The organism is Nocardia sp. NPDC005746 (genome assembly GCF_040630785.1).
Taxonomy (GTDB): Bacteria; Actinomycetota; Actinomycetes; order Mycobacteriales; family Mycobacteriaceae; genus Nocardia.
Window position 1 is genome coordinate 318,895 of record NZ_JBEXYE010000005.1, and the last position, 12,112, is coordinate 331,006.

General features: G+C 70.1%; 11 protein-coding genes. 2 read left to right on the forward strand and 9 right to left on the reverse strand.

What is annotated here, in order from left to right:
- Both ABZ412_RS12480 and ABZ412_RS12485 read right to left on the reverse strand, forming a co-directional pair.
- Positions 1-1,419 carry an L-fucose/L-arabinose isomerase family protein gene (locus ABZ412_RS12480; RefSeq protein ID WP_357279695.1) on the reverse strand — a complete coding sequence of 473 codons (1,419 nt, stop codon included), beginning with the start codon at positions 1,417-1,419 and terminating at the stop codon, positions 1-3.
- 111 nt (positions 1,420-1,530) lie between these two features.
- Complete coding sequence (locus tag ABZ412_RS12485; RefSeq protein ID WP_357279698.1) at positions 1,531-2,370, reverse strand: family 43 glycosylhydrolase; 840 nt, start codon at positions 2,368-2,370, stop codon at positions 1,531-1,533.
- Positions 2,371-2,425: 55 nt separating this feature from the next.
- On the opposite strand from ABZ412_RS12485, the gene ABZ412_RS12490 reads away from it, so the two are divergent.
- The gene (locus ABZ412_RS12490) at positions 2,426-3,523 is read left to right on the forward strand and encodes a winged helix DNA-binding domain-containing protein (RefSeq protein ID WP_357279700.1); all 1,098 of its coding nucleotides are present in this window, start codon (positions 2,426-2,428) and stop codon (positions 3,521-3,523) included.
- Here ABZ412_RS12490 and ABZ412_RS12495 read toward each other — a convergent pair.
- Together ABZ412_RS12495 and ABZ412_RS12500 are read right to left on the reverse strand one after the other, a co-directional pair.
- Positions 3,520-4,281, reverse strand: coding sequence for a tyrosine-protein phosphatase (locus ABZ412_RS12495; RefSeq protein WP_357279702.1), 762 nt, complete (start codon positions 4,279-4,281; stop codon positions 3,520-3,522). The genes ABZ412_RS12490 and ABZ412_RS12495 overlap by 4 nt on opposite strands.
- A 22-nt stretch (positions 4,282-4,303) precedes the next feature.
- Positions 4,304-6,469, reverse strand: a complete 2,166-nt coding sequence (locus tag ABZ412_RS12500; protein WP_357279705.1) for a pyruvate, phosphate dikinase — start codon at positions 6,467-6,469, stop codon at positions 4,304-4,306.
- Positions 6,470-6,780: 311 nt separating this feature from the next.
- Here ABZ412_RS12500 and ABZ412_RS12505 point away from each other — a divergent pair, with 311 nt between their 5' ends.
- Positions 6,781-8,391 carry a FadD3 family acyl-CoA ligase gene (locus tag ABZ412_RS12505; protein ID WP_357279708.1) on the forward strand — a complete coding sequence of 537 codons (1,611 nt, stop codon included), beginning with the start codon at positions 6,781-6,783 and terminating at the stop codon, positions 8,389-8,391.
- Here the strand turns inward: ABZ412_RS12505 and ABZ412_RS12510 are convergent, their stop codons facing one another.
- The 5 genes from ABZ412_RS12510 to ABZ412_RS12530 all read right to left on the reverse strand — a co-directional run bounded on the left by ABZ412_RS12510 (position 8,392) and on the right by ABZ412_RS12530 (position 12,112).
- Positions 8,392-8,991, reverse strand: a complete 600-nt coding sequence (locus ABZ412_RS12510) for a Dabb family protein (protein WP_357279710.1) — start codon at positions 8,989-8,991, stop codon at positions 8,392-8,394.
- On the reverse strand, positions 8,988-9,314 hold the full coding sequence (locus ABZ412_RS12515; RefSeq protein ID WP_357279713.1) for a hypothetical protein: 327 nt from the start codon (positions 9,312-9,314) through the stop codon (positions 8,988-8,990). Before ABZ412_RS12515 ends, ABZ412_RS12510 begins: the two co-directional genes overlap by 4 nt.
- Positions 9,311-10,216, reverse strand: coding sequence for an LLM class F420-dependent oxidoreductase (locus ABZ412_RS12520; RefSeq protein WP_357279715.1), 906 nt, complete (start codon positions 10,214-10,216; stop codon positions 9,311-9,313). Before ABZ412_RS12520 ends, ABZ412_RS12515 begins: the two co-directional genes overlap by 4 nt.
- Before the next feature lie 258 nt (positions 10,217-10,474).
- Positions 10,475-11,290 (reverse strand): SDR family NAD(P)-dependent oxidoreductase, encoded by an 816-nt coding sequence (locus tag ABZ412_RS12525; RefSeq protein ID WP_357279718.1) that lies wholly within the window; start codon positions 11,288-11,290, stop codon positions 10,475-10,477.
- 90 nt (positions 11,291-11,380) lie between these two features.
- Positions 11,381-12,112, reverse strand: a complete 732-nt coding sequence (locus ABZ412_RS12530) for a glucose 1-dehydrogenase (RefSeq protein WP_357279721.1) — start codon at positions 12,110-12,112, stop codon at positions 11,381-11,383.

Below are 12,112 nucleotides of genomic sequence, written 5' to 3' on the forward strand. Positions count from 1 at the left end.
TCAGCCCGCCCGGGTGAATTCGTCGAGGGTGACGCCCAGCAGTTCGCAGGCCGCGCGCACGGTGGCGCGCTGATCACCGGGGACGGCGTGAATGTGGTTGGCGCCGAAGCGGGAGAGGAAGTCCCCGGCGTCGGCGTCCAGGCGGGCAAAGGCGTGCGGCCACTCCCAGGTGGACTGCTTCATCAATGATTCGTTGGTGGCGTCGTCGTAGGTCTCGAACGCGCCGAGCATGAGTTGCATGCGGTAGTCGCCGTCGCGGCGGGTGAGGCGGGCGAAGGTCATCTCGCCCGGCGCGGCCAGGTGGTGTACCGACGCGCCGCCCGCCGGGAAGAAGAACACCTCCGGGTACAGGTGCACCCGGGCCAGGTTCTCGGCCGGGTCGTCACTGCGGGCCGCGTACCAGGTGGCGTGCTGGCCGGAATTGCACAGATCCCAGATGTCGCGGTCGGCGTGATAGTGGCGGACGTCGGCGAAGAGCACCGGGGTGCCGGAGATCTGCTTGAGCAGCTGCATGGTGAGCGCGCCGTCCATATCGGCCTCGGTGGCGCAGACGTGCGGCTGTTTGGGCCCGTTCCAGTCATAGGGGTCGTTGAGGAAGGCCTCGGTGATGTCCATGGTGGCGAAGGACTGGGTCAGTTCCGGCTGGCCCTTGATACCGGAGAAGTCCAGCCGCCATTCCGCGATCAGGTCCCGCACCGCCAGGTACGAGCGCAGCTGCCGCTCCAGCAGGTCCGGCGTCAGTTTGACCCCGTCGTAGTGCACCCCGGCGGCATTGCGCTCCAGCCATTCTCGCGCCGCCCGCGCCTCGCCGGCGTCGGCCTGGTCGGCGCGGCGCACGATCTCCCACTGGTCGATCTCCTCCACGTCGATCCCGAACACCCGCTGCCATTGATCGGTATTGGCCACCGCCGTGTTCATCCCCATGGGCCGCCCGCCGAACCGCCCGAAGGTGCTGCCGCGCAAGCCCGCGACCGCCGCCGCGGCCCGCGCCCGCACCCCGATCGCCGCGATCAGCTCCGGATCGGCCGGGTCGCCCCACAGCCGGGCGTGCTCGCGCCCGATCTGATCGAGGGCCCCGCCCGCGGCCAGCATCCCCACCATGCCAGGCTGCACCGGGTCGATGTTCGACAACAGCAGCAGCGGCCCCCGCAGCGCGCCCGCCGCCAGCATGGTGAAGTGCGGGAACGCCCACACCGCGTAGTGCAGCACGGTCAGATCCACCCCCGCGGCCTCCACCCGCCGGGCGACCTCGACCGCCCGGTCATTGCTCGCGACCGGTTCCCGGCCTCGAATCACGGTGTGTCCGGCCGCGGTCAGCTCTGCCACCAGCCGATCTTCCGTCGTCTTGATGAATCCGACGATGCCGCCGTGCACATAATCGCGGCCGTCGGAAAGACTGATCACGCCGATTCGGGCCATGGTGCCTGCCTCCCCGCAACGTTCTGATCGTCAGCACTGGGTGGGACTCTCGACTCACCGTCCAGAATCCCAGTTCAGACCGCCCGCCACGCCCGAAATCGGATTTTCGGGTCAGCCCGGGAAGATCAAGGGCGCCAGCGCGACTCCACCCTGTCCCCACCCGGCATGCGTCACCCACAGGCCGCCGTCATGGGTGATCACCTCGGCGGCGTGGGCCCGGATATGTCCCACGCGGTCGGACGTGTCGAAGTGAAAGGGATTGTCGCTGCGAAAGATCTCGGTGCCGACGTAGTCCGGGCGCGGACCGATCAACAGGTACCACGCGTCCCCGTGCCGCACCACGAACGGCGACTCCGTATTACCCGCGCCGGTCCCGGTCGCCGGATCGATGTAGGCGATGCGGCGCTCGCTCCACCGCACCAGGTCCGGGCTGGTCCGATAGGCGACGACATGATTCCCACCGGCGGGAGCACTGGTGGCGCAGTAGTACATGACCCACTCGTCGCCGATCCGCAGCACCATGGGGTCCCGCGCGTCGTAGCCGTCCCGGAACACCGGGCTCCCCGGATGCCGCCGCCAGCGGAACAGGTCGGTGGAGGTGGCCAGTCCCATACCCGTTGCGGTGCGGTCGATTCCGCCGCCGTCGTAGAACATCCAGTACCGGTCCCCGGCGTGGATGACGAACGGCGCCCACAGATGCCGCTCTCCCCGCTCCCGGTCCACCTCCAGCACCGACGGATGCTTGGTCCACGGCCCGAGCGGATCGTCCGCGATGGCGTGCGCGAACTCGGTCTCGTCGCAGGGATCGGCCGGTTCCGGATGCGTGATCCCGAACAGATGCCACCGCCCCCGCGCATCCCTGATCAGCGAATGATCGTTGATGTACCACCGCTGACCGGCCTCGCTCGGGTCATAGATGTGCCGGAACTCCCCCGCCCGCACCGCGCCCATGACCCGTCCTCCATCTAGGACAATAACTGTCCTAGTCGTCTTCGACACTGGATTCATGCCGGAACTCTCGCTGCGAACCCTAAACCGCACCCTGCTGCTGCGTCAGCGGTTGTACGAACGAACCGCGATGCCCGTCGCCGACCTGATCCGGCACCTCCTCGCGGTGCAGGGGCAGGAGCCGAACTGGCCGTATGTGGGGTTGTGGTCGCGGCTCAGCGAATTCCGGCACGAGGAGCTGTCGGCGCTGCTGGAGGAGCGAACCGTGGTGCGCGCCACCTCGATCAGGCGCACCGTGCATCTGACCGACGCCCAGGACTATCGGTGGCTGTATCCGACCGTGCGGCCGGCTGTCGAGCCGACATTGCGCTCGATCTACCTGCGCGATGCGATGAACGGTCTCGATATCGCCGAATTCGGCGCGGCCGGAAGGGAATTGCTGGACGGCAGGGCCGTTTCCCGGCGGGATCTGGGGAAGCTGCTGTCGGAGCGGTTCCCCGGACGCGGGGCACGCGACCTGGTCCACGGTCTCGGCGTCGTCCAGCCCCTGGTGCATCACCCCGGCGCGGGAGCGTGGGGCGCGTGGCGTGGACGGTCGGTGTCGGTGTCGCTGGCCGAGCAGGTCGTGGGCGGGCCGCTGGCGGAGGCGCCGGAGCCGCGGACTCTGGTCCGGCGCTATCTGGCGGCCTATGGTCCGGCGACCGTGGGCGATATCCAGGAGTTCGCGGGGGTGACGAAGCTCGCGGAGGTGGTCGAGGGGATGCGGGGCGAGCTCCGGGTGTTCCGGGATGATGCGGGTCGCGAGCTCTTCGACGTGCCGGACGCTCCGATCGCGGAGGCGGATTCGCCTGCGCCGGTACGGTTTCTGCCCGCGTTCGACAATTCCTGCCTCGGGCATCGGGACCGGCGGCGGATCATCCGCGACGCGGATCGCACCCGGATCGCGAAGATCGCGTCGGGCGGTGTGCCGATGTACTTGATCGACGGATTCGTGCACGGCCGTTGGGATGTGGCCGGGTCGACCATCCGGATCACGCCGTGGCACGCGCTGGCCGCGAACGACGAAGCCGCCCTGCGCGCCGAGGCGGAACGGCTGCTGCCGTTCATCACCCCGGGCGAGGGCGGCGACGTGGTGTTCGAGAAGCGGGCCGCCTAGGCGACCAGGACCTCGCGCAGACGCTCGAGCTCGGACTCGGTGAGGCCGTTGGCGAGCAGCCACGCGGCCGCACCGCCGTACTCGGCGTGCAGGTTCGCCAGGAAGCCGAGCATGACCTCCGGGGAGACCGCGAGGATGCCGGTGTTCGTCTGCGGCAGGCCCTCATACGAGGGGAGGGCGTCGAGACGGTCGCGGACCTTCTGGATGCGCTCGTTGGTGAGGGCGTAGTCGTGGGCGATCGCCTCGGCGGGAACGCCGACCGCGTCCAGCAGGACCGCGGCCAGCACGCCGGTGCGGTCCTTGCCCGCGGCGCAATGGAACAGCACCGAGTGGCGGGCCGGGTCGATGATGAGGCGCACCGACTCGACGATGTGCTCGCCGCTGCCGCCGAGCAGCTGACCGTAGAGCTCGGTCAGGTCGACGCGGGTCTTGTCGGGGACGAGATCCCGTGCGGCCAAGGAGGACTGGGGCGACTTGCGAATCGGCAGGTTCGCGATGTGCACCGCGGAATCGCCGATCAGGCCGTAGCCCTCGCGCTCCACCTCGTCGGGCAGGCGCAGGTCGATGACCGTGCGCAGGCCCAGCGTGTCGACCAGCTGCGACAGATCGCCGGAGGTGGCCTGCTGCAGGGTGGACGAACGCAGCACGATGCCGAAGCGGGTGGTGCCGCCGCCGGCGACCGGCAGGCCGCCCAGGTCACGGACATTGTCGATCTGGGCGAAGTCGATCCAGCGGCCGGTCACGGCGTCGGTGGTCATGGGCGCGTCGGTAGCTACGGGCTCAGTGGGCACGGCCGGCCGCCGCCTCTTCGGCGCGGGTCAGGCCGCACAGACCGATCAGGTCTTCGTGCAGCTCGAACCACACGGTGTGGTAGCTGTCCATGATCGGACGCGCCACGTAGGTGTGGTCGCCCTCGCCGATGCGCTCGACGGCGCGGTCCAGTCGATCCAGGTAGCGGGACAGGCGCGGGGCCAGGCCACCCAGGCGGGCGATCAGCGGACGCAGCGTCTGGTGGGTCCCGTCGAGGCGGGCCAGCACCGAGGCGTCGTAGTCGGCGTCGGCGTGATCGTTGACCGTGGCCGGGTCCTTCATCTGCCAGTCGGTGATGATGACCTTCAAATCGGCGTTGAAGACGCAGAACTCGTCGTAGGCGGCGGTCATGGCGGCCGCGTCGACGGTGCCGCGCTCCTCGGCGAGCAGCTGCTCCAGGCGCGGGCGGCCCTCCGGGGTGATGCGGAAACCGGCCGGCGTGGTGGCGCAGTAGCCCGCGGTCACCAGATCCGCACAGCGGGAGGCGATCTCGGCGGTGTCGGCGAACAGGCTCAGCGCCAGGTTGTCGGCGTTCACCCGGCCCTTGATGCCGACCAGCCGCAGCACGGCCAGTTCGGTGACGGGAGTGTTCACGGCGGTCACTTCCTCCTGCTCGGCGTTCTCGCTCGAGGCGGAACGGTTTTCCAGGCGCTCGGCCAGCTGCTCGCCGTCCACGCCCGCCCACTGGGCGAGCTGGCGCACGTCGTCGAGCACGGACTGCTCGACCGGCTTGGCGACGACCTCGCCGGGCAGCACCAGACCGGCGCCGCCGTCGACGGTGACCGTCTTGCCGGTCAGCGCGGCCACCACACCCGGGCCGCAGCCGACCACGCACGGGCGGCCCAGTTCGCGGCTCACCAGCGCGGCATGCGAGGTGGTGCCGCCCAGTTCGGTGACGATGGCGCGCGCGGCGATCATGCCGTGCAGGTCGTCGGGGCTGGTGGTGGGACGGACCAGGATGACGTCCTCGCCGGCCTCGGCGCGGGCCTCGGCCTCGTCGGGATCGGTCACGACCACGCCGGAAGCCAGTCCGGGGCAGGCGGATTCGCCGCGGGCCAGGGGCTCCTGGCCGCCGGTGTCACCGGAGGCGGGGCGCAGCACCTCGCGCACCTGATCGGGGGTCACCCGGTCCAGGGCCTCGTCGGCGCTGATCAGGCCCTCTTCGACCATGGCGACGGCGGTGCGCACCGCGGCGCGGGCCGACCGCTTGGCCGGACGCGACTGCAGCAGCCACAGGGCGCCCGACTCGACGGTGAACTCGATGTCCTGCAGGTCGCGGCCGTCGCGCTCGAGCAGCTGGGCGGCGGCGATGAGCCGCTCGTGCACCGCGGGCTGCGAGACGGCCAGATCGTCGAGCGGGCGCGGGGTCAGGCGGCCGGACACCACGTCCTCGCCCTGCCCGCCGACCAGCCACTCGCCGTAGACGGGGGTGTCGCCGGTATTGGGGTTGCGGCTGAAAAGCACGCCGGTGCCGGACGATTCGTCGAGGTTGCCGAACACCATGGCCTGCACGGTGACCGCGGTGCCCATGGTGTCGGACAGGCCGCGGTGGGCGCGATAGGTCTTGGCGCGCGGGGAATCCCAGGACCGGAACACGGCCTCGATGGCGCCGCGCAGCTGATCCCACGGGTCGGCGGGGACGACGCCGTTCGCGTCACCGAGCACGGTCTCGCGGTACTGGTGCACGAAGCGGGAGCGAGTGTCGTCCGCGTAGCCGGGGTTGCGGGTCTCGGCGGCCAGCGCCTGCTGCACCGCGTCGGTCATGCCCAGGTTGAGGACGGTGTCCATCATGCCGGGCATGGAGATCGCCGCGCCCGAACGCACCGACACCAGCAGCGGGCGGTCCGCCGACCCGAAGCGGCGGCCGGTGCCGCGCTCGATCATGGCGATGCCCTCGAGCACCTGCGCCCAGATCTCCTCGGCGATGGCGCCGCGGGTGGTGTAGTCGGCCCAGCCGTCGGTGGTGATCACGAACGCGGGCGGCACCGGCAGCCCGAGCGCCCGCATGTGATCGATGCTCCACGCCTTGCCGCCGATCTTGTCCCGCGACAAGCCGCACGCGCCGTCGAGTTCGACAACGGTGGTCGCGCCCGCCGCGAGGTCCTGGCGCTGCGCAAGCTCCGTTCCGGCCGTCATGTCACTCCTTCGAGATTCTGGATTCATTCGCACTCCAGCGCTCCGCCGCTGCTCGAGCGGCCTGCCGGGCAATATCCCGTCCCCCCGACGGTTCCACTACAACGAGGGTGCCGTGTGACGCCCCGCACCCCCAAGTCCCATCCCGATGACCGGAATGGGTACGCCACAGCGCCTCACACGCCACTCGCGCAGAGGATCACCCGAACCCGCCCGGAGCGACGCGGAGGGCCATCCGACACGGCACGCCCGGTCACCGGGATGGCACGGCGAAATGAGGCGATCGGGCGAGGGGGCTGGGGCAGGATGGGCGGATGGATCGGCGGCACTCGGGCGGCATCTCCGCGGTCGGAAGTGTGGCGACCATTCCGGCGCTGGTGGCCGATCGGGCGCGGCGGTATCCCGAGGCGGTGGCCATTGCCGGACCGGCCGGACGGCTCACTTTCGCCGAGCTGGCCGAGGAGGCCGCGGCGGTCACCCGGGCCGCCATCGCCTCCGGGTTGGAGGCGGGAGATCGGGTCGGGCTCTGGGCTCCCAACAGCGTCCGCTGGATCGTGACCGCCCTCGGCATGCTCGGCGCGGGCGCCACCCTGGTGCCGATCAGCACCCGGCTGCGCGGCCCGGAAACCGCCGAGGTGCTGGCCCGCAGCCACGCCAGAGCCGTGTGCACCGTGCAGGAGTTCCTGGGCGCGGACTATCCGGCCATGCTCGCCGAATCCGGTCTGGAGCTACCGGATCTGGAGCACCTCATCCTGCTCGACGACGCCCGCGGCGAGAGCGCGGCGGACTGGGACATCAGCTCCTGGGCCGGGTTCCTGGCCCCAGGCGCGGTGATCGAGCCGCGGTCCGCGATCGAACGCACCGCGGCCGTCGACCCGGAGTCCATCTCCGACATCCTGTTCACCTCCGGCACCACCGGCACCCCCCGCGGCGTGCTGGCCACCCACCGCCAGACCCTCGAGGTCTTCGCCCAGTGGTCCGAGGTCGTCACCCTGCGCCCGCGTGACCGATATTTGCTGGCGAACCCGTTCTCGCACACCTTCGGCTACAAGGCGGGCATCCTGGCCTGTCTGCTACGCACCGCCACCATGGTGCCGATGGAGCGCTTCGACGCGGCCGCCGCCCTCCATCTGATCGAGAGCGAACGCATCACCGTCCTGGCCGGGCCGCCAACGCTTTTCACCGACCTGCTCGCCGCCGGCCCCGACGACTACCTGCTCGGCTCGCTACGCCTGGCGGGCACCGGCGGCTCCACCATCCCCGCCGAACTGGTCCGCCGCATTCGCGAGGACCTGCGCGTTCCCGCCGTCTTCACCGCCTACGGCCTCACCGAATCGATCGGCGTGGTGTCCATCTGCCCACCCGACTCCCCCGCCGAACTGGCCGCCGACACCGTCGGAAAACCCCTGCCCGGCAGTGAGATCCGCATCGTGGACCGGGAAGGCAAACCCCTCGAAACCGGTGAACCCGGCGAGGTCACCGTCCGCGGCCCCAATGTCATGCACGGCTACCTGGACGATCCGGAGGCCACCGCCGCCGCCGTCGACCCGGACGGCTTCCTGCACACCGGTGACATCGGCACCCTCGACCCCGACGGCTACCTGCGCATCACCGACCGGCTCAAGGACATGTTCATCGTCGGCGGCTTCAACGCCTACCCGGCCGAGATCGAACGAGTCCTGCTGCAGCACCCCGATATCCGCGATGTCGCCGTGATCGGCATCCCCGACGAGCGGCTCGGCGAGGTGGGTCGCGCCTACGTGGTCCCCGTCGCCGGGGCCGCCACCGATCCCGCCTCCCTCATCGCGTGGTCCCGCGCGCGGCTGGCGAGCTACAAGGTGCCGCGGGAGATCGTCTTCGCCGACGACCTCCCGCGCAATGCCGGCGGCAAGGTGCTCAAACAGCGCCTGCGCGACCCGGACTGATCAGTTCCCCAGCACCGGGCCGTCGGCCCAGCGGTACAGGTGGGCGATCGCCGGGTCCACGATGGAGCCCGGGATCTCGGCATCGAACCAGCGGTCGACGTGCGTCCAGTGATACGGGTGCAGCAGGTAGTCGCCATTGAGGCCGTCGGGGTCGGCGAACTCCTGTTCCCAGACGTGCGTCCAGCGGGCATGGCCGGGGACCCGGCTCAGCGACCAGGACCGGATGGCCGGGATGTGGGCGGGCATGGCCATCAGGTCGGACTCGAAGCGCGACACCGTGTCCGGGGACGTGCCTTCCCGAACGGTGAGCAGCAGGGTGCGCTTGACCCGGCGGGGCGCGTCGAGGCGGACCACGCGGGCGTGCACCGGGGCCAGCGGCACCAGATCGGCGTCACCGGGCAGGCCCGGCAGGACCGCGCTGGGCGTCGACTCGGTGGTCAGGTCCCACAGCGCGCCCAGGCCGCCCGCGCTGCCCGGCAGATCGACCCCGGCCGAGCAGTGCGCCACACCGGGATTCGCGGACGCCGCCGAGGCGAAAGCGGCCAGCCGGCCGTCGGCGTCCTCGGCGGGCGGGGCGGTGAGAATCACCCAGCGGGTCATGCCTGCCCCTCCTGCACCGCCATGACATGCCGCTCCCTGGTCAGGGCGACGGCGTCGGTGTCGGACCAGAAGGCCGCCACACCCGGATCGGCCGCTGCCGCCGCACGCATGCCGTAGAAGTCGTAGATGCCCGCCAGCTCCCAGATGATCTGCACGGCCACCGAATCCACGCCGGTGTGCTCACGCAGCACCTGCGGGGCGCGCAGGCCGCGGGCGGTGGCGCCGGGCAGATAGTCGCCGCGCCATCGGGTGAGCCAGTCCTCGGCCCGATCGGCGGGCAGGACGACGCGGTCGAACACGCGGACGGGGGTCGCGGGGTTCACAGCTTCGACTCCACGTCGTTGCGGTACCGATCCACGTACGCCGCAAGGTTTTCCACGCCGTTGAGCAGGGATTCCGGGCCGAACATGGGCGGGGTCAGCACGATCCGGCTCGCACCGGCGGCGACGTAGGGGCGCACGTACTCGGCGTCGAACTCGCGCACGAAGTCGAACGAGCCCGGCCAGATCGTCATCTCGACGGCATCCTCGGAACGTCCTGCCGCCGCGGACAGTTCGCGGATCGTGTCCGCGCCGCGCGCGAAATCCTGCGAGGAGATCGTGTACGGGAACCAGCCGTCGCCGACCCGCGCCGCCCGGCGCACGGCCGGGGCGCTGTTGCCGCCCAGCACGATCGGGATCGACCGCTCGGGCTGCGGCTGGCAGAACTGATCGTCGAACGACACGTGCTTGCCGTGATAGGTGGCCGGAGCCTGCGTCCACAGTTCCCGCATGGCGCCGATGCAGTCGTCGAGCCGGGTGCCGCGTTCCTCGAACGGCACGCCGATCGCCGCGTATTCCTCCTTCTGCCAGCCGATTCCGAGTCCGAGCAGCAGCCGTCCGTCCGAGATCCGGTCCAGAGTGGCCGCCCGCTTGGCCAGTACCACCGGACTGTGCAGCGGGGCCACCACCATGGCGGTGCCCAGCTGCACGGTGCTCGACGCCGCCGCCACGAACGCCAGAGTCTCCAGCGGATCGGTCATCGGCACCCCGATACCGCCGCCGCCCGGCATCCGGCCGTCGGGCGAGTACGGGTACAGCGGCTCGTAATCCTGGGCCACCACAACGTGTTCCACGGTCCAGATCGATTCCAGCCCGCATTCCTCGGCCGCCGCCGCGAACTCCCGCAGGAATCCGCCCGAGGTCACCAGTCCGTCGAGATATGGCATGAGCATGCCGATGCGCATCGGACGCCTCCGTCCTTCCGGGTCCGGCCCGTCCTCGGGCCACCCGTCGATCGTGGCTGTTGCGGGCGTCACAATCCGGAGAGGTCCCGTTCACCGGGACCGGATATATCCGCAGGTCAGAGCATATTTGGGTGACGACGAGCGCTAGCCCCGCACCGACTGGTGCGGGGCTGGCGGGCAGGACTGACCAACCCTCGTCCCCTCGATCCGTGCCCCGGTGCGGAACGCAGCGGGGCACGGGAGCTCCCGAGAGCTGGGTCAGATTTCCTTGCGCATCTGGGCCGTCAGCGGCTTCATGTAGCCGGAGCCGAGCAGTCGGCGCATGACGTTCATCGCCTTGGCGTCCTTGCCGATCAGGATGAGCGGCTTGTTCTTCCGGATGCCGTTGACGATGGTCTTGGCGCAATCCTCCGGGCTGGTCTGGGCCAGGCGGTCGAAGTTGGCGGCCAGGTCGTCGCGGGAGCGGTTGGCGGCAGCCCGTGCCTTCCACGCGATCTCGGTCTTGATCATGCCCGGGTGGACGCTCGAGACACCCACGTTGTGACCGGCGATGATCATTTCCTGGCGCAGCGCGTCGCTGATCGCGTGCATGGCGTACTTCGACGAGCTGTAGCCGCCCTGGCTCGGGCAGGCCACCAGGCCGAACATGCTGGAGACATTGGCGAAATGACCGTCCCCGGAGGCGATCACGTGCGGCAGGAACGCCTTCACGCCGTGCAGGGTGCCCCAGTAGTTGATGCCGAAGATCCACTCCAGGTCTTCCCAGGAGACTTCCTCGATATTGGCGGTCAGCGAGACACCGGCGTTGTTGATGACGATGTTGACCTTGCCGAAGTCGGCGACGACCTCGTCGGCGTGCGCGTAGACCGCGGCGCGGTCGGCCACGTCCAGCTTGTAGGCCCGCGCCTTGGCGCCGGCCTTCTCGCACAGCGCCACGGTCTCGGCGACATTGTCGTAATTGCGGCCGGACAGCGCCAGCTGCGCCCCGTTGCGAGCGAGCTCGAGGGCCAGGGCCCGGCCGATGCCCGCGCCCGCACCGGTGATCACAGCGACTTTGCCGTGGAAGTCCTTCATGGGTGTTTCCTTGTCTCGCTTCGCGAATACTCTCGACGGGGTCCTCAGGGGCATCCCCTGAGAACCCCACGAATCCGGGGGACCGGAGCCTTACTGGGTGGTGAAGCCGCCGTCGGCGATGAACTCGGCGCCGGTGCTGTAGGAGGAGTCGTCGGAGATGAGGAACAGCACCATATTGGCGAGTTCCTCCGGGGTGGCCGGGCGGGCGATGGGCTGATTGGCCGCGATGCTCGCCGACCGCTCGGAGGCGGCCACCATCTCGGTGGCCACGATGCCCGGGTGCACGGAGTTGACGCGGACATTGTCGGCCGCGAATTCCTGTGCGGCCGTTTTGCTCATGCCACGCACGGCCCACTTGGAGGCCACGTAGCCGAGGATGTTCGAGTAGCCGATCAGGCCGCCGGTCGAGGAGATGTTCACGATGGAACCCACCCCGGCGCGGCGCATGGAGCCGATGACGGCCTTCATGCCCAGGAACACGCCGACCTGGTTGACGTCGATCACCTTGCGGTAGTCGGCCTCCGAGAGCTTCTCGATGGGGTCGACGTGCACGATGCCGGCGTTGTTGACCAGACCCGAGACCGGTCCGAAGGCCGCCTCGGTCCGCGCGACCACATCGTTCCAGGCCGCCTCGTCGGTGACGTCGAGCGGGAAGAACCGGGCGGCGTCACCGATCTCGGCGGCGACGACCTCCCCGGCCTCGACGAGCACGTCGGTGATCACCACCCGCGCGCCCTCGGCCGCGAGCTTGCGGGCGAAGGCCGCCCCCATGCCGCGCGCGCCGCCGGTGACGATGACGACCTTGGAATCAACGCGTCCCAT

Bases quoted from the DNA above. Each gene is read 5' to 3' on its own strand.
- ABZ412_RS12505 (WP_357279708.1), top strand. From the start codon at position 6,781: ATGGATCGGCGGCACTCGGGCGGCATCTCCGCGGTCGGAAGTGTGGCG.
- ABZ412_RS12500 (WP_357279705.1), bottom strand. From the start codon at position 6,469: ATGACGGCCGGAACGGAGCTTGCGCAGCGCCAGGACCTCGCGGCGGGC.
- ABZ412_RS12510 (WP_357279710.1), bottom strand. From the start codon at position 8,991: ATGACCCGCTGGGTGATTCTCACCGCCCCGCCCGCCGAGGACGCCGAC.
- ABZ412_RS12530 (WP_357279721.1), bottom strand. From the start codon at position 12,112: ATGGGACGCGTTGATTCCAAGGTCGTCATCGTCACCGGCGGCGCGCGC.
- ABZ412_RS12485 (WP_357279698.1), bottom strand. From the start codon at position 2,370: ATGGGCGCGGTGCGGGCGGGGGAGTTCCGGCACATCTATGACCCGAGC.
- ABZ412_RS12520 (WP_357279715.1), bottom strand. From the start codon at position 10,216: ATGCGCATCGGCATGCTCATGCCATATCTCGACGGACTGGTGACCTCG.
- ABZ412_RS12525 (WP_357279718.1), bottom strand. From the start codon at position 11,290: ATGAAGGACTTCCACGGCAAAGTCGCTGTGATCACCGGTGCGGGCGCG.
- ABZ412_RS12490 (WP_357279700.1), top strand. From the start codon at position 2,426: ATGCCGGAACTCTCGCTGCGAACCCTAAACCGCACCCTGCTGCTGCGT.
- ABZ412_RS12480 (WP_357279695.1), bottom strand. From the start codon at position 1,419: ATGGCCCGAATCGGCGTGATCAGTCTTTCCGACGGCCGCGATTATGTG.
- ABZ412_RS12495 (WP_357279702.1), bottom strand. From the start codon at position 4,281: ATGACCACCGACGCCGTGACCGGCCGCTGGATCGACTTCGCCCAGATC.